Here is a 17,737-nt window from a genome sequence, read left to right on the forward strand (position 1 = left end):
TTGTACATGATGGGGCATGGCTCCCCCCAGAAATAAAAAAGGCCGGATTAACCGGCCTTTTAGCGTTGCTGCAAACTTACTTCTCTTGCAGACCGAGTTTTTTCTCCAGATAGTGGATGTTGGTTCCACCATTCTGGAAGTGCTCGTCGCTCATGATGCGCATCTGCAGATCAACGTTGGTTTTAATACCGTCGATGATCAGCTCCTGCAGGGCGTTCTTCATGCGGGCGATCGCCACGTCACGGTTTTCGCCGTAGCAGATAAGCTTACCGATCATGGAGTCATAGTACGGCGGTACGGTGTAGCCGGCGTAGATATGAGACTCCCAGCGTACGCCAAAGCCGCCCGGCGCGTGGAAACGCGTGATTTTACCCGGGCTTGGCAGGAAGGTGTTCGGGTCTTCGGCGTTAATACGGCACTCGACCGCATGGCCTTTCACCACCACTTCTTCCTGCTTGATGGACAGCGGCTGACCGGCTGCAATACGCAGCTGTTCTTTGATCAGGTCAACGCCGGTGATCATTTCGGTAACCGGGTGTTCAACCTGAATACGGGTGTTCATCTCGATGAAGTAGAACTCGCCGTTTTCGAACAGGAACTCGAACGTACCCGCGCCGCGATAGCCGATATCCACACACGCCTTGGCACAGCGCTCGCCGATGTAGCGACGCAGTTCCGGGGTGATGCCCGGTGCTGGCGCTTCTTCGACCACTTTCTGGTGACGACGCTGCATGGAGCAGTCGCGCTCTGCCAGATAGATCGCATTACCCTGACCGTCAGCCAGCACCTGAATTTCGATGTGGCGTGGGTTTTCCAGGTATTTTTCCATGTACACCATGTCATTGCTGAAAGCGGCTTTCGCTTCTGCTTTGGTCATGGAGATGGACTGCGCCAGTTCAGCATCGCTGCGTACAACGCGCATACCGCGACCGCCGCCGCCGCCGGACGCCTTGATGATAACCGGGTAGCCAATGCGTTTAGCATGGGCACGGTTGGCATCCATATCGTCGGTCAGCGGGCCGTCAGAGCCAGGCACGGTAGGAACACCGGCTTTCTTCATCGCGGTGATGGCCGACACTTTGTCGCCCATCAGGCGAATGGTATCGGCTTTCGGGCCGATGAAGATAAAGCCAGAGCGCTCAACCTGCTCGGCGAAGTTGGCGTTCTCAGAGAGGAAGCCATAACCCGGGTGAATAGCCACCGCGCCGGTGATTTCAGCGGCGCTGATGATCGCCGGGATGTTCAGATAGCTTTTTACGGACGGAGCCGGGCCAATACAGACCGTCTCATCCGCCAGCAATACGTGTTTTAAATCGCGATCCGCGCTTGAGTGCACGGCCACGGTCTTGATGCCCAGTTCTTTACAGGCACGAAGAATACGCAGTGCAATCTCGCCGCGGTTGGCGATAACAATTTTATCCAGCATGTGCGCCTCGTTACTCGATGACGACCAGCGGCTCGTCAAATTCTACCGGCTGACCACTTTCGACCAGAATCGCTTTCACAGTACCTGACTTATCAGCTTCGATCTGATTCATCATTTTCATGGCTTCAACGATGCACAGGGTATCGCCTACGTTGACTTTCTGACCGATTTCGATGAACGCTTTCGCGTCCGGGCTCGGGGTGCGGTAGAAAGTACCAACCATTGGGGAACGTACGATGTGGCCACTGATTTCTGCAGCTGCTGCAGGTGCGGCTTCTGCTGCTGGCGCAACGGCTGCGGAGAGCGCAGGCTGCTGCACTGGCGCAGCATAGGCTTGCTGCATGACCGGGAAGCTAGCGGCTGGGGCTGCACGGCTGATGCGTACAGACTCTTCGCCTTCAGAAATTTCCAGTTCGGAGATGCCTGATTCTTCAACCAGCTCGATCAGTTTTTTAATCTTACGAATATCCATGAGTGGGTTCCGTACTCTTGTTTAGTGTGATTGTGACAGGCGTTTTACCGCTGTCTGTAAAGCGTATGAATAACCGTCAGCGCCCAGACCACAGATAACGCCAGCAGCGATGTCTGACAGATAAGAGTGGTGGCGGAACGGCTCTCGGGCGTGCACGTTGCTCAGGTGGATCTCGATAAACGGGATGCTCACCGCGAGCAGTGCATCGCGAATAGCAACACTGGTGTGCGTAAACGCGGCCGGATTGATCAGGATATAGTCCACAGTGTCTTTAGCCTGATGAATACGGTCGATGATTGCGTACTCCGCGTTAGACTGAAAATGATCCAAATCCACATTCAGCGACGCTGCTTCCGTACTCAGACGGTTAACAATTTCGCCCAATGTTAGCGTGCCATACTTCTCCGGCTCACGGGTGCCGAGCATGTTTAAATTCGGCCCGTTTAAAACTAAGATTTGAAACTTGTCAGCCATTATGTCGCTATCTCCTGCGATTTTCCGGTAAAAAACAAAATATACCTTCAATGCACGATTGTCACCCTTTCAGAGGCTGAAAACCGCTGTCCGGAAAACCGAAGTCGCACATTATAACGATTTCGTAGCATTTGGCAGCTAAATACTGGTCTTATCAGGGAAGATTATCAACCGCTATCCGTAAAAGATTCGCGGTTGTCAGGTAATCTGCGGGAAAACGCACACTTTCAGGAGCTATCTAAACCATTGGCGAAACTTCTTGTAACGCCAGGCTAAAAGGGCCAAAGCCGCCAGCGCGTAGAGGATAGGCTGCGGGGATAATATCTTCACCGACCAAAGATAATGGACCGGCGCGAGGATCGCGACAAGATAGACGAAGTTGTGCAAAAGCTGCCAGCGTCTGCCCAGTTTACGCTGCGCATACTGCGTCGACGTCAGCGCGAGCGCAAGCAAAACCAGCCAGCTGATGATCCCCAGCGTCAGGTAAGGGCGCGACACCAGCTCGCGGCCAAGCAATGCCAGATTGTTAATGCCCAGCTCAAGCAGCGCGTAGCTGGTCAAATGCAGCGTCGCCCAGGCAAAGCACCATAGCCCTAAAAGACGGCGGGTGCGTATCAATAAAGGCTGTTTAGCGTAGCGCGCCAGCGGAGTCACCAGCAAGGTAGCGAGTAAAAATTTCAGAGCCATCCTACCGGTAAAATGCTGGATATCCTTTGCCGGATCGGCGCTGAAATAGCCCTGGCTGGCGGCCCAAAAGAGCCAGATAAAAGGAAGCAATCCGGCCAGGTGCAGCAGCACCTTAAGCCAGATTATCTGCTTTGCGGTTAAGCGCACCTAGAAGTTCTCCCGTAAATTAAGCCCACGATACAAAGACGCCACTTCGTCCGCGTAGCCGTTGAACAGCAGAGTCGGCTGACGCTTAACGTCCAGCGCGCCGCCGGAGCCAATAAACCGCTCGGTGGCCTGCGACCAGCGGGGGTGATCCACATGCGGGTTCACGTTGGCGAAGAAACCGTACTCGTCAGGCGCCGCCAGATTCCAGGTGGTTGGCGGACGTTCGCGGGTGAGCTTAATGCTGACGATCGATTTTATTCCCTTAAAGCCGTATTTCCACGGTACGGTCAGGCGGATAGGCGCGCCGTTTTGCGGCGGCAGCGCCTTGCCGTAGACGCCCACGGTCAGCAGCGTGAGGGGATGCATGGCTTCATCAAGCCGCAGCCCCTCGACGTAAGGATATTCCAGCCCGCCGCCGATAAAGCGATCCTTCTGCCCCGGCATTTCGTCCGGCGCGTATCGCGTCTGAAAGGAGACATATTTCGCGTTGCTGGTGGGTTCCACCATCGCCAGCAGCTTGTGCAACGGGAAACCGACCCATGGCACTACCATTGACCAGGCTTCCACGCAGCGCATGCGGTAAATTCGCTCTTCTAGCGTAAAGCGGGTCGTGAGGTCGTGGTGATCAAGGGTGAGCGGCTTCGCCACTTCGCCGTCGATTTTCAGCGTCCACGGATCGGTTTTCATACCGCCCGCGTTGGCGGCTGGGTCGGCCTTATCGAGGCCAAATTCGTAGAAGTTATTATAACCGGTGACTTTATCTTCGGGCGTCAGCGTCAGCTTGTTTTGCCACTGGGCGGGTTTGGTGAAGGTAAGCGGCGCGCCGGAAGGGGCTTTCGGGCGATCGTTGCCTTTAAACCAGTCGAGCAGATCGGCATGGGCTGCGGGAGTGAGCGTCAGGGCGGTGGCGCTGATGCCTAACATTTTCAGGATTTGGCGACGTTGCAGCATAAAGACAGATTCGGACGTTACGTCGGCTTCCGTCAGCTTTCGGGTTTTCATGGCATCCTCCGTCATGCGTTTTTCTAAGCATGACGGAGGAGAGGGATTAGCGCGAATATGTCACGAAAATTTGAAGATTAGGCAATCTTCACCAGCGCGCGACCGTGGAACTGGTTGTCCATGATTTTCGCTGCATATTCAGGCGCTTGTTCAAGGGCGATTTCCGTGGCGCTCTGCGTAAAGAATGCGTCAGGCAGGTCTTGCACCAGGCGTTCCCAGGCCTGCGCGCGGCGCGCGGCGGGGGTCATTACCGAATCAACGCCCTGCAGGCGCACGTTGCGAAGAATAAACGGCATTACGGTGGTGGGCAGCGCAAAACCGCCCGCCAGGCCGCAGGCCGCCACGCAGCCGCCGTAATTCATCTGCGCTAGCACCTTGGCCAGCACTTTGTCACCCACGGTATCCACCGCGCCGGCCCAAACCTGTTTCTCCAGCGGGCGCGTTTCGGCAAATTCGTCGCGCCCCAGAATACGGCTGGCGCCCAGCTGGCGCAGGTAGTCGTGCGTGCTTTCACGGCCGGTGACGGCAGCAACCTGATAGCCGAGTTTATGCAGCAGCGTGACCGCCGTGCTGCCCACGCCGCCGCTGGCGCCGGTCACCACAATCTCGCCATCCTGAGGACGAACGCCGGCATCTTCCAGCGCCATCACGCACAGCATGGCGGTAAACCCTGCGGTACCGACAATCATCGCTTTCCGGCCGTCCAGGCCTTTCGGCATCGGCACCAGCCAGTCGCCTTTTACGCGCGCCTGCGCGGCCAGTCCGCCCCAGTGGTTTTCCCCAACGCCCCAGCCGGTAAGCAGCACTTCCTGCCCGACGTGGAAGCGCGGATCTTCACTCGCGTGAACGCGGCCTGCAAAGTCGATGCCCGGCACCATTGGGAAATTTCGGATGATTTTACCTTTGCCCGTGATGGCCAGCGCATCCTTATAGTTTAGGCTGGACCAGTCAATATCGACGGTGACGTCGCCTTCCGGCAGGCGGCTTTCCTCAACGGTTTGCACCGAGGCCAGCGTTTTGCCTTCCTGCTGTTCTAAGATCAATGCCTGCATACGGGGTCCTCACTAAGTTTGACGATTGGAAAATAATCCCTGAAGACTATACTCGCTAAGTGAAACGCTATGCCGATTTAACGCAATAAATTGCCAGATACGCCAGGTTTGGTAGTATGTCGCATCTTAAATGCAAGTTAGTGCTTACTAGCATTCCCATCAACCCACGGAGTAATCTCAAGGATGCGATTAACGACGAAGTTTTCAGCTTTTACCACCTTGCTGACGGGGCTTACGATATTTGTCACGCTGATGGGATGTTCTCTCAGTTTTTACATTGCGATTCAGGACAAGCTGATGAATCGCGTCCAGTCGGTGGCGTCCGTCATTGATTCACGTTTGATTACGACGTCGTTTCCGGCGCTCTCCCGCGAGCTGGACGAGATGATGGTCCCGGTTGATATTGTCCAGATCGATATCATGCAGGGTAACAAGACGGTTTTCAGCCACGCCCGGCAAACAAGCTACCGCCCCGCGGGGACAATCAATCAGTATCGCGACGTGACGGTTCCGTCACTTAAACATCCCGGCATGTCCATCCACATGGTCTATCTCGACCCGATGGCGAGCTACTTCCGCTCATTGATGACCACCGCGCCGCTGACGGTCGCCGTTGCGTTTATCGTGCTGCTGATTTTTCTTGCGGTCCGCTGGCAGCGACGCCAGCTATCCGGGCAGGAGCTGCTGGAAATGCGCTCCATCCGTATTCTAAACGGCGAGCGCGGCCCGCAGGTACGCGGTTCGGTGTATGAATGGCCGTCCCGCACCAGCAGCGCGCTGGACGTGCTGCTGTCCGACATTCAGTTTGCCAGCGAGCAGCGCAGCCGCATGGATACCCTGATTCGCTCCTATGCCGCGCAGGACAATAAAACGGGCCTGAATAACCGCCTCTTCTTTGATAACCAGCTGGCGACGCTGCTGGAAGATCCTGAAAAAGTCGGCACGCACGGCGTGGTGATGATCGTTCGCCTGCCTGACTTTGACCTGCTGCGCGACACGTGGGGGCAGCGGGCGACGGAAGAAACCTTTTTTACGCTGATCAACCTGCTGTCCACTTTTATTATGCGCTATCCCGGCTCGCTGCTGGCGCGCTATCGCCGCAGCGATTTTGCCGTGCTGTTGCCGCATCGGACCCTGAAGGAGTCCGAGAGCATTGCCAGCCAGCTGCTGAAGGCGGTTGATGGTCTACCCCAGAGCAAAATGCTCGACCGGGACGACATGGTCCATATCGGCATTTGCGCCTGGCGCGGAGGGCAGAGTACCGAACAGGTGATGGAGCATGCGGAGGCCGCCACCCGCAATGCCGTGTTACAGGGCGCGAACGGCTGGGCAATCTATGATGACTCTCTGCCGGAAAAAGGGCGCGGCAACGTGCGATGGCGTACTTTGATTGAGCAAATGCTCAATCGCGGTGGACCCCGTATTTATCAAAAACCAGCGGTAACAATAAAGGGCAACGTGCACCATCGGGAGCTGATGTGCCGTATTTTTGACGGTACGGAAGAGGTTATTTCCGCCGAGTATCTGCCAATGGTGCTGCAATTTGGTCTTTCCGAAGAGTATGACCGCCAGCAAATTACCCGCATTATTCCGTTTTTATCATTCTGGCCTGAAGAAACCCTCGCATTACAGGTGACCGTTGAGTCATTGATTCGCCCGCGTTTTCAGCGCTGGCTGCGCGATATATTAATGCAATGCGAAAAATCGCAACGCAAACGCATTATTTTTGAACTTGCAGAGGCCGATGTAGGTCAACACATCAGCCGGTTACGTCCGGTGGTACGTTTGATCAATGCGCTCGGCGCGCGCGTAGCGGTCACGCAGGCGGGTTTGACGCTGGTGAGTACCGCGTGGATCCAGGAGCTGGATGTGGAATTATTGAAGCTTCACCCCGGGTTGGTAAGAAATATCGAGAAACGGACGGAAAACCAGCTGCTGGTTCAGAGCCTGGTCGAAGCCTGCAAGGGAACGCAAACGCAAGTATTCGCTACGGGCGTGCGCGCCAGGAGCGAATGGCAGACGTTGACAGCGCGTGGTGTTACCGGCGGTCAGGGGGATTTTTTTGCCGCCTCACAGCCACTTGACACCAATGTGAAAAAATATTTGCAAAGATACTCTGTTTGACCTGCCGTTTACTTTGTTTTCACGTAGAATATCGCGCCTGTAGCTTTGAGTACGTCGAGCAAAAAGCCAGTGAACGACCTTTAACGGGTTACAAATGAAAGTGAGGGACGCTACTGTTTACTCAGCCCTGAGGGATTCAGGAAATGAATTTGTAACAAAGGTAACGTACTGCACTAATTTTCACCGTAGCAGCTGATTTTTGCGCCTTGTCGCTGCTGTGTGTGGTTGGTAAAGTAAGCGGATTTTCTTATCCGCCCCAGCTTTCAGGATTATCCCTTAGTATGTTGAAAAAATTTCGTGGCATGTTTTCCAATGACCTGTCCATTGACCTGGGTACCGCGAATACCCTTATCTATGTAAAAGGACAAGGCATCGTATTGAATGAGCCTTCCGTTGTGGCCATTCGTCAGGATCGTGCTGGCTCGCCGAAAAGCGTTGCCGCAGTGGGTCATGACGCGAAGCAGATGCTGGGCCGTACCCCAGGCAACATCGCCGCCATCCGCCCAATGAAAGACGGCGTTATCGCTGACTTCTTCGTGACTGAAAAAATGCTTCAGCACTTCATCAAGCAGGTTCACAGCAACAGCTTCATGCGCCCAAGCCCGCGCGTGCTGGTGTGCGTACCTGTTGGCGCAACTCAGGTTGAACGTCGCGCTATCCGCGAGTCCGCTCAGGGCGCAGGCGCGCGTGAAGTCTTCCTGATTGAAGAGCCAATGGCGGCGGCAATTGGTGCGGGTCTGCCTGTATCAGAAGCGACCGGCTCTATGGTAGTGGATATCGGTGGTGGTACCACTGAAGTTGCCGTTATCTCCCTGAACGGCGTGGTGTACTCCTCCTCCGTGCGTATCGGCGGTGACCGTTTCGACGAAGCCATCATCAATTATGTTCGCCGTAACTACGGCTCTCTGATCGGTGAAGCCACCGCAGAGCGTATCAAGCATGAGATCGGTTCTGCCTACCCAGGTGATGAAGTGCGCGAAATCGAAGTGCGCGGTCGTAACCTGGCGGAAGGCGTTCCACGCGGCTTTACCCTGAACTCCAACGAAATTCTGGAAGCGCTGCAAGAGCCGCTGACCGGTATCGTGAGCGCGGTCATGGTTGCCCTCGAACAGTGCCCACCAGAGCTGGCGTCCGATATCTCCGAGCGCGGTATGGTTCTGACCGGTGGTGGTGCGCTGCTGCGTAACCTCGACCGCCTGTTAATGGAAGAGACAGGTATTCCTGTCGTAGTTGCAGAAGATCCACTGACTTGCGTCGCCCGCGGTGGTGGCAAGGCGCTGGAAATGATCGACATGCACGGCGGCGACTTGTTCAGCGAAGAGTAGTCATTGTGAAAGGGTAGCGCATCGCTACCCTTTCTCTCTGACGCGAGAATACGCATAGCCTATGAAGCCAATTTTTAGCCGTGGCCCATCGCTGCAGTTTCGCCTTATCCTGGCGGTTCTGGTTGCGCTTGGCGTCATTATTGCCGATAGCCGCCTCGGTACGTTCAGCCAAATCAGAACGTACATGGATACCGCCGTCAGTCCTTTCTACTTTGTATCAAATGGTCCCCGTGAACTGCTCGACTCCGTTTCTCAAACGCTGTCTTCACGCGACCAGCTCGAACTCGAAAACCGGGCATTACGCCAGGAGCTGCTGCTGAAAAACAGCGAGCTGCTGATGCTGGGGCAATACAAGCAGGAAAACGCGCGTCTGCGCGAACTGCTTGGCTCGCCGCTGCGCCAGGATGAGCAGAAAATGGTCACGCAGGTGATCTCGACCGTCAATGACCCTTATAGCGATCAGGTTGTGATCGACAAGGGCAGCGTCAACGGCGTGTACGAAGGTCAGCCCGTCATCAGCGATAAGGGCGTCGTGGGACAGGTGGTGGCGGTTGCCAAACTGACCAGCCGCGTGCTGCTGATCTGCGATGCTACCCACGCTTTGCCAATTCAGGTGCTGCGTAATGACATCCGCGTTATTGCGGCCGGTAATGGCTGCACGGACGATCTGCAGCTGGAGCATCTGCCTGCCAACACGGATATTCGCGTGGGCGACGTGCTGGTGACCTCCGGTCTGGGTGGACGTTTCCCTGAAGGGTATCCGGTAGGGGTGGTTTCCTCCGTTAAGCTCGACACCCAGCGTGCCTATACCGTGATTCAGGCGCGCCCAACGGCTGGCCTGCAGCGTCTTCGCTACCTGCTGCTGCTGTGGGGAGCCGACCGTAATGGAACGAACCCGATGACGCCGGAAGACGTGCATCGCGTAGCCAACGAGCGCCTGATGCAGATGATGCCGCAGGTTCTCCCGCCGCCTGACTCGATGGGGCCACCGGCGCCGGTTCTGGCTCCGGCGACGGGGATTACGCAGCCGACGCGGGATGCGCCGCCACCGCCGCAGCTCTCTTCAGGAGGGCAGTAGTGGCCAGCTATCGTAGCCAGGGACGCTGGGTAATCTGGCTCTCGTTCCTCATTGCACTGTTGCTGCAGGTTATGCCCTGGCCGGATAATCTCCTTGTTTACCGGCCAAACTGGGTGCTGCTCATTTTGCTCTACTGGATCCTCGCCCTCCCGCACCGCGTAAATGTCGGCACGGGTTTTGTGATGGGTGCCATACTGGATCTCATTAGTGGCTCTACGCTGGGCGTTCGCGCCTTATCCATGAGCATTATTGCGTACCTCGTCGCACTTAAATTCCAGCTCTTTCGCAACCTCGCGCTCTGGCAACAGGCTCTGGTGGTGATGCTGCTGTCGCTGGCTGCCGATATCGTTGTTTTCTGGGCAGAGTTTTTAGTGATCAACGTCTCTTTCCGACCGGAAGTGTTCTGGAGTAGTGTAGTTAACGGTGCGCTCTGGCCGTGGCTATTCCTGCTGATGCGTAAGATCCGCCAGCAGTTTGCCGTGCAATAAAAGGTTTCTATGACGTCTTTGTATCTTGCTTCCGGCTCCCCGCGCCGTCAGGAACTCCTGACCCAGCTAGGGGTGTCCTTTGAACGTATCGTTACCGGTATTGAAGAGAAGCGTGCTGCGGGCGAAAGCGCTGAGCAGTACGTTTCCCGTCTTGCGCGTGAGAAAGCGCAGGCAGGCGTGGCGCAAACGCCGCGCGACCTGCCGGTGCTGGGCGCCGATACCATCGTTATTCTTAACGGTGAAGTGTTAGAGAAACCGCACGATGCAGAACACGCGGCGCGCATGCTGCGCAACATGTCCGGGCAAACGCACCAGGTGATGACGGCCGTTGCGCTGGCGGATAGCCACAACGTGCTGGACTGCCTGGTGGTGACGGACGTGACGTTCAGAGTACTTACCGATGACGAGATCGCCGCCTATATTGCCAGCGGCGAACCGATGGATAAAGCAGGTGCATACGGTATTCAAGGGTTGGGTGGCTGTTTTGTCAGGAAGATAAATGGCAGCTATCACGCCGTAGTCGGCTTACCGCTGGTGGAAACGTATGAGTTGCTGAGCAATTTTAACTCACTGCGTGAGGGAAGGGATAATTATGACGGCTGAATTGTTGGTAAACGTAACGCCATCGGAAACCCGTGTGGCCTACATTGATGGTGGCATTCTTCAGGAAATCCATATTGAGCGTGAAGCTCGGCGCGGAATAGTAGGCAATATCTACAAAGGTCGTGTCAGTCGGGTACTGCCGGGTATGCAGGCGGCTTTTGTAGATATTGGACTCGATAAGGCGGCATTTTTACATGCCTCCGATATCATGCCGCACACCGAATGCGTGGCGGGCGAAGAGCAGAAGCAGTTCGCCGTCCGCGATATCTCCGAGCTGGTGCGCCAGGGCCAGGATCTGATGGTGCAGGTGGTCAAAGACCCACTCGGCACCAAAGGCGCGCGCCTGACGACAGACATTACCCTTCCTTCCCGCTACCTTGTCTTTATGCCCGGAGCCTCGCACGTAGGCGTATCGCAGCGCATTGAGAGTGAAAGCGAGCGCGAGCGCCTGAAAAAGGTGGTCAGCGCCTACTGCGACGAGCAGGGCGGGTTTATCATCCGCACCGCGGCGGAAGGGATCAGCGAAGAGGACCTTGCGTCTGATGCGGCCTACCTGAAGCGCGTCTGGACCAAGGTGATGGAGCGCAAAAAGCGTAACCAGACCCGCTACCAGCTGTACGGCGAGCTGGCGCTGGCGCAGCGCGTTCTGCGCGATTTTGCCGATGCACAGCTCGACCGCATTCGCGTGGACTCCCGCCTGACGTACGAGGCGCTGCTGGAGTTTACCGCTGAATACATCCCGGAGATGCCCGGCCTGCTGGAGCACTACTCTGGCCGCCAGCCGATCTTCGATCTTTATGATGTCGAAAACGAGATCCAGCGCGCGCTGGAGCGCAAGGTTGAGTTGAAATCCGGCGGCTATCTGATCATCGATCAGACCGAAGCAATGACCACCGTCGATATCAACACCGGGGCATTCGTCGGCCACCGCAATCTGGACGACACCATTTTCAACACCAACATCGAAGCGACGCAGGCCATTGCGCGCCAGCTTCGCCTGCGCAATCTGGGCGGCATTATCATCATCGACTTTATCGATATGAATAATGAAGACCATCGCCGCCGCGTGCTGCACTCGCTGGAACAGGCGCTGAGTAAGGATCGCGTGAAAACCAGCATCAACGGCTTCTCGCAGCTCGGTCTCGTGGAAATGACCCGCAAGCGCACCCGCGAAAGCGTGGAGCACGTGCTGTGTAACGAGTGTCCTACCTGTCACGGACGCGGCACGGTAAAGACGGTAGAGACCGTCTGCTACGAAATCATGCGTGAAATTGTTCGCGTTCACCACGCCTACGACTCTGACCGTTTCCTGGTCTATGCTTCTCCTGCGGTGGCGGAAGCGCTCAAAGGTGAAGAGTCGCACGCGCTGGCAGAAGTGGAAATCTTTGTCGGCAAACAGGTAAAAGTACAAATTGAGCCGCTCTACAACCAGGAGCAGTTTGACGTCGTCATGATGTAAAACGCAGTGTGCTGCGAGATTAAAGGCTGACAAGGAGAGACGCGTGAGGCGATTGCCGGGGATTTTATTGCTTACAGGGGCAACGCTCGTCGTTATCGTTGCGTTGCTCGTAAGCGGGCTACGTCTCGTTCTGCCGCATCTGGACAGCTGGCGTCCGCAGGTGCTGGCAAAAATCGAATCCGCCACCGGCGTGCCGGTGGACGTCAGCCAAATCAGCGCAAGCTGGCAAACCTTCGGCCCGACGCTCGACGCGCGGGATATCAACGCCAGCCTGAAAGACGGCGGCCACCTCAAAATTAAACGCGTTACCCTGGCGCTGGACGTCTGGCAAAGCCTGCTGCACCTGCGCTGGCAGTTTCGCGACCTCACTTTTTATCAGCTCCAGTTTCTGACCAACACGCCGCTAAAAGGCGGTGATAACGGTCAGGATCTCGAAACCAACCGCATCAGCGATCTTTTCCTGCGCCAGTTCGATCACTTCGATCTGCGCGACAGTGAAATCAGCTTTATTACCCTCTCCGGCGAGCGGGCGGAGCTGGCGATCCCGCAGCTGACCTGGCTTAACGGCAAAGATCGTCATCGCGCAGAGGGGCAGGTCAACCTCTCCAGCCTGAACGGTCAGCACGGGGTGATGCAGGTGCGCATGGATCTGCGTGATGACAACGGCCTGCTGAATAACGGCAGAGTGTGGCTGCAGGCCGACGACGTGGACGTGAAGCCGTGGCTGGGCGACTGGATGCAAAAAAACATGCAGTTAGAGACCGCCCGCTTCAGCCTTGAGGGCTGGATGACGCTGACGAACGGTGAATTTGCCAGCGGTGACATCTGGCTCAAGCAGGGGGGCGCAAGCTGGAGAGGCGATAATAATCCGCACCAGCTCTCCGTTGATAACCTCACTGCCCACGTGACCAAACAGAAAGAGGGCTGGCAGTTTGCCATTCCTGACACCCGCATCAGCATGGACGGTAAGCCCTGGCCGCGCGGTGCGTTAACGCTCGCCTGGATGCCGGAACAGGACGTGGGCGGGAAGAACAACACGCGCAGCGACGAGCTGCGCATCCGCGCCAGCAACCTGGACCTCAACGCCATCGAAGGGCTGCGCTCCATGGCGGCCAAAATCTCGCCCGAGCTGGGCGATATCTGGCTGGCAACGCAGCCGACCGGGAAGATTGACGCGCTGGGGCTGGATATCCCGCTTCAGGCGACGGAAAAAACCCGCTTCCTCGCCTCCTGGCAAAATTTGGCCTGGAAGCAGTGGAAGCTCCTGCCCGGCGCCGAGCATTTTAGCGGCAAGCTCGAAGGGAGCGTGGAAAACGGCAGGCTGACGGCCGAAATGACCGACGCCAAAATGCCGTACGAAACGGTATTCCGCGCGCCGCTGGAAATCGAAAAAGGCCGCGCGGTGCTGAACTGGCTGAAAAACGATAAGGGCTTCCAGCTCGACGGACGCCATCTCGATGTGAAGGCCAAAGCGGTACATGCGCGCGGGGATTTCCGCTATTTGCAGCCTGAGGGTGAAGAGCCGTGGCTGGGCATTCTGGCCGGCATCAGCACTGACGATGGCTCCCAGGCCTGGCGCTATTTCCCGGAAAACCTGATGGGCAAAGCGCTGGTCGACTACCTGAGCGGCGCGATCCAGGGCGGTCAGGCGGACAACGCCACGCTGGTGTACGGCGGCAATCCGCACCTCTTCCCCTACAAGCATAACGAAGGCCAGTTCCAGGTGCTGGTGCCGCTGCGCAACGCCACGTTTGCCTTCCAGCCCGACTGGCCCGCGCTCAAAAACCTCGATATGGAGCTGAACTTCATCAATGACGGCCTGTGGATGAAGGCCGACAGCGTTGCGCTGGGCGGGGTTACCGCCAGCGGCCTGACGGCAAATATTCCAGACTACTCTAAAGAAAAGCTGCTGATTGACGCAAACATCAACGGCCCGGGCAAAGCCGTTGGCCCGTACTTTGAAGAGACGCCGCTAAAAGACTCGCTGGCCGCCACGCTTGAGCAGCTGCAGTTGGATGGCGATGTGAATGCTCGCTTACATCTCGACATTCCGCTGGACGGCGAAATGACCACCGCCAAAGGCGATGTCCGTCTGAATAACAACAGCCTGTATATTAAGCCGCTGGAAAGCACCCTGAAAAACCTCAGCGGCCAGTTCAGCTTTGTGAACGGTAACCTGAAAAGCGAGCCGCTGAAGGCCACCTGGTTTAACCAGCCGATCGATATCGATTTTACAACCACCGAGGGCGAGAAGGCCTATCAGGTCGCGGTGAATATGGACGCGAACTGGCAGCCTGCCAAAATGGACGTATTGCCGAAGCCGATTGAAGCGGCGATTGGCGGCGCGGTGTCATGGAATGGCAAGGTGGCTATCGAGCTGCCCTATCACGCAGGCGCACGCTATAACGTCGACATCACGGGCGATCTGAAAAATATCAGCAGCAGTCTGCCCGCGCCGCTGGAGAAAAGTGCCGGGCAGTCTCTGCCGGTGAAGGTGAACGTCGATGGCAACCTCAACGGCTTTGCATTGACCGGCAGCGCCGGGGCGACGAACCACTTCAACAGCCGCTGGCTGCTTGGCCGCAAGCTGACGCTCGACAGAGCCATCTGGACCACCGACAGCCGCACCACGCCGCCGCTGCCGGATAAGTCGGGCATTGAGCTGAACCTTCCGCCGATGGACGGGGCCGAATGGCTGGCCCTCTTCCAGAAAGGCGTGGGGCAGAACGTTGACCAGGCCGCAGCATTCCCGCAGACGATTACCGTCCGCACGCCGGCCCTGACGCTGGGAGGACAGAAGTGGAACAACCTGAGCCTGGTTTCGCAGCCCACGGCGAACGGTTCCAAAGTCGAGGCCCAGGGTCGGGAAATTAACGGAACGCTCACCCTGCGCGATAACGCGCCGTGGCAGGCGGCAATCCGCTATCTCTATTACAACCCGACGTCCGCCACGACGGCTGATGCCGCAGCGAGCACCGCGCCGTTGAACAACGCCCGGATTGATTTTAGCGGCTGGCCGGATCTCCAGCTGCGCTGCGCAGAGTGTTGGCTGTGGGGGCAAAAATACGGGCGGATTGACGGCGATTTCACGATCAAAGGCAACACGCTTAGCCTTGCCGGCGGCTTGATCGATACCGGTTTTGGCCGCCTGACCGCGCAGGGCGAGTGGGTCAATAATCCCGGCCAGCAGCGCACCTCGCTGAAGGGCGACATTAAAGGCAACAAGCTGGATGCGGCAACCAACTTCTTTGGCATCAGCACGCCGCTGCGCGGCTCGTCGTTTGACGTTGATTACGATCTTCACTGGCGTGACGCCCCGTGGAAGCCGGATGAGGCCTCGCTCAACGGCATTCTGAAAACCCGCTTTGGCAAAGGCGAAATCGCCGACGTGAGCACAGGGCGCGCCGGGCAGATCCTGCGCCTGCTGAGTTTTGATGCGCTGCTGCGCAAGCTGCGCTTTGACTTCAGCGATACCTTCAGCGAAGGCTTCTACTATGATTCCATCCGCAGCACGGCGTGGATCAAGGACGGCGTTCTGCACACCGACGACACGCTGGTGGATGGCCTGGAAGCGGATATTGCCATGAAGGGCTCGGTGAACCTCGTGCGCCGCGAACTGGACATGGAGGCCGTGGTCGCGCCGGAAATTTCCGCCAGCGTGGGCGTGGCGGCGGCGTTCGTGGTGAACCCGATCGTCGGCGCAGCGGTGTTTGCCGCCAGTAAAGTGCTGGGCCCGCTGTGGAGCAAGGTCTCCATTCTGCGCTACCGCATCACAGGCCCGGTCGATAAGCCGCAGATTAATGAAGTCCTGCGCCAGCCGCGCAAAGATGCACAGCAATGATTTGACGTGGGCAGGTAATTGCCTCACTCTCAATAAATATGAATTTTTTACCGCCCAAGCGGCAACGAACGAGTAGCAATACGATGAGTCTGAACCTGGTAAGTGAACATTTGCTCGCAGCGAACGGCCTGAGCCATCAGGACCTGTTCTCCATTCTTGGTCAACTGACCGAACGCCGTCTCGACTACGGCGATCTCTATTTCCAGTCGAGCTATCACGAATCCTGGGTTTTAGAAGACAGCATCATCAAGGACGGTTCTTACAACATCGACCAGGGCGTCGGCGTTCGCGCCGTGAGCGGCGAGAAAACCGGCTTTGCCTATGCGGACCAAATTAGCCTTGCGGCGCTGGAGCAGAGCGCTCAGGCCGCGCGCACCATCGTGCGTGACGCGGGCGATGGCCGCGTGAAAACCCTGGGCGAGATCCAGCATTCCGCGCTTTATACCAGCATCGATCCGCTGCAGAGCATGAGCCGGGAAGAGAAGCTCGATATCCTGCGCCGCGTGGACAAAGTGGCCCGCGCCGCGGACAAGCGCGTGCAGGAAGTGTCCGCCAGCCTGAGCGGCGTGTATGAGCTGATTCTTGTCGCCGCGACCGACGGCACGCTGGCCGCCGACGTTCGCCCGCTGGTGCGCCTTTCCATTAGCGTACAGGTGGATGACAACGGCAAGCGCGAGCGCGGCTCAAGCGGCGGCGGCGGTCGTTTTGGTTACGACTGGTTCCTCGGCGACGTGGACGGCGAAGCGCGCGCGGACGCGTGGGCAAAAGAAGCCGTGCGCATGGCGCTGGTGAATCTTGGTGCGGTTGCGGCGCCTGCGGGGTCATTCCCGGTGGTGCTCGGCGCAGGCTGGCCGGGCGTGCTGCTGCACGAAGCGGTCGGTCACGGTCTGGAAGGCGATTTCAACCGTCGCGGCACCTCCGTGTTCAGCGGCCAGATGGGGCAGCTTGTCTCCTCCGAGCTGTGCACCGTGGTGGATGATGGCACCATGCAGGATCGCCGCGGCTCGATTTCCATCGACGATGAAGGGACGCCGGGCCAGTACAACGTGCTGATTGAGAACGGCGTGCTGAAAGGCTACATGCAGGACAAGCTCAACGCGCGCCTGATGGGCGTTGCGCCAACCGGCAACGGCCGCCGTGAATCCTACGCGCACCTGCCGATGCCGCGGATGACCAACACCTATATGCTGCCGGGCCAATCGACGCCTCAGGAGATTATCGAATCCGTGGATTACGGTATCTTCGCGCCAAACTTCGGCGGCGGCCAGGTGGACATCACCTCCGGCAAGTTTGTCTTCTCCACGTCAGAGGCCTATCTGATTGAGAAGGGCAAAGTCACCAAAGCGGTGAAAGGGGCAACCCTGATTGGCTCCGGCATCGAAGCGATGCAGCAAATTTCCATGGTCGGCAACGATCTGAAGCTGGACAACGGCGTGGGCGTTTGCGGTAAAGAGGGCCAGAGCCTGCCGGTTGGCGTAGGTCAGCCGACGCTGAAGGTGGATAACCTGACGGTGGGCGGCACGGCCTGACCGGAACGGTGATGAAAAATGGCGCTATCT

Annotated in this window: 14 protein-coding genes; 8 read left to right on the top strand and 6 right to left on the bottom strand. The window is 57.4% G+C overall.

From position 1 onward, the window contains the following. Positions 1-76 precede the first annotated feature (76 nt). The 6 genes from accC to DBY73_RS20810 form a co-directional block, all read right to left on the bottom strand. Positions 77-1,426: an acetyl-CoA carboxylase biotin carboxylase subunit gene (gene accC / locus DBY73_RS20785; RefSeq protein WP_112013105.1), complete on the bottom strand. Its 1,350-nt coding sequence runs from the start codon at positions 1,424-1,426 to the stop codon at positions 77-79. Positions 1,427-1,436: 10 nt separating this feature from the next. Further along, the gene (gene accB / locus DBY73_RS20790) at positions 1,437-1,898 is read right to left on the bottom strand and encodes an acetyl-CoA carboxylase biotin carboxyl carrier protein (protein WP_112013106.1); all 462 of its coding nucleotides are present in this window, start codon (positions 1,896-1,898) and stop codon (positions 1,437-1,439) included. Positions 1,899-1,919: 21 nt separating this feature from the next. Further along, positions 1,920-2,372, bottom strand: a complete 453-nt coding sequence (aroQ, locus tag DBY73_RS20795; protein WP_112013107.1) for a type II 3-dehydroquinate dehydratase — start codon at positions 2,370-2,372, stop codon at positions 1,920-1,922. 234 nt (positions 2,373-2,606) lie between these two features. Next, entirely contained in the window at positions 2,607-3,206 is a 600-nt protein-coding gene (gene msrQ / locus DBY73_RS20800) for a protein-methionine-sulfoxide reductase heme-binding subunit MsrQ (protein WP_112013108.1), read from the bottom strand. Beyond that, a complete protein-coding gene (gene msrP / locus DBY73_RS20805) occupies positions 3,207-4,208 on the bottom strand; it encodes a protein-methionine-sulfoxide reductase catalytic subunit MsrP (protein WP_112013109.1) in 1,002 nt (333 codons plus the stop codon). 77 nt (positions 4,209-4,285) lie between these two features. Beyond that, complete coding sequence (locus DBY73_RS20810; protein WP_112013110.1) at positions 4,286-5,260, bottom strand: MDR family oxidoreductase; 975 nt, start codon at positions 5,258-5,260, stop codon at positions 4,286-4,288. A 183-nt stretch (positions 5,261-5,443) separates the two neighbouring features. On the opposite strand from DBY73_RS20810, the gene csrD reads away from it, so the two are divergent. The 8 genes from csrD (at position 5,444) to tldD (ending at position 17,707) form a co-directional block, all read left to right on the top strand. Next, complete coding sequence (gene csrD, locus DBY73_RS20815) at positions 5,444-7,384, top strand: RNase E specificity factor CsrD (RefSeq protein ID WP_112013111.1); 1,941 nt, start codon at positions 5,444-5,446, stop codon at positions 7,382-7,384. Between the two features lie 281 nt (positions 7,385-7,665). Beyond that, on the top strand, positions 7,666-8,709 hold the full coding sequence (gene mreB / locus DBY73_RS20825) for a rod shape-determining protein MreB (RefSeq protein WP_000913396.1): 1,044 nt from the start codon (positions 7,666-7,668) through the stop codon (positions 8,707-8,709). Between the two features lie 61 nt (positions 8,710-8,770). Further along, positions 8,771-9,787 carry a rod shape-determining protein MreC gene (gene mreC / locus DBY73_RS20830; protein ID WP_112013112.1) on the top strand — a complete coding sequence of 339 codons (1,017 nt, stop codon included), beginning with the start codon at positions 8,771-8,773 and terminating at the stop codon, positions 9,785-9,787. Then, entirely contained in the window at positions 9,787-10,275 is a 489-nt protein-coding gene (gene mreD / locus DBY73_RS20835; RefSeq protein WP_112013113.1) for a rod shape-determining protein MreD, read from the top strand. Before mreC ends, mreD begins: the two co-directional genes overlap by 1 nt. Positions 10,276-10,284: 9 nt before the next feature. Then, positions 10,285-10,878, top strand: a complete 594-nt coding sequence (locus DBY73_RS20840) for a Maf family protein (protein WP_112013114.1) — start codon at positions 10,285-10,287, stop codon at positions 10,876-10,878. After that, the gene (rng, locus tag DBY73_RS20845) at positions 10,868-12,337 is read left to right on the top strand and encodes a ribonuclease G (protein WP_112013115.1); all 1,470 of its coding nucleotides are present in this window, start codon (positions 10,868-10,870) and stop codon (positions 12,335-12,337) included. Before DBY73_RS20840 ends, rng begins: the two co-directional genes overlap by 11 nt. Positions 12,338-12,380: 43 nt before the next feature. Beyond that, complete coding sequence (gene yhdP / locus DBY73_RS20850; protein WP_112013116.1) at positions 12,381-16,178, top strand: AsmA2 domain-containing protein YhdP; 3,798 nt, start codon at positions 12,381-12,383, stop codon at positions 16,176-16,178. 83 nt (positions 16,179-16,261) lie between these two features. Next, the gene (gene tldD / locus DBY73_RS20855) at positions 16,262-17,707 is read left to right on the top strand and encodes a metalloprotease TldD (protein WP_112013117.1); all 1,446 of its coding nucleotides are present in this window, start codon (positions 16,262-16,264) and stop codon (positions 17,705-17,707) included. Positions 17,708-17,737 lie beyond the last annotated feature (30 nt).

Origin of the sequence: Enterobacter sp. RIT418, from assembly GCF_003057745.1 — a bacterium.
Classification (GTDB): domain Bacteria; phylum Pseudomonadota; class Gammaproteobacteria; order Enterobacterales; family Enterobacteriaceae; genus Enterobacter.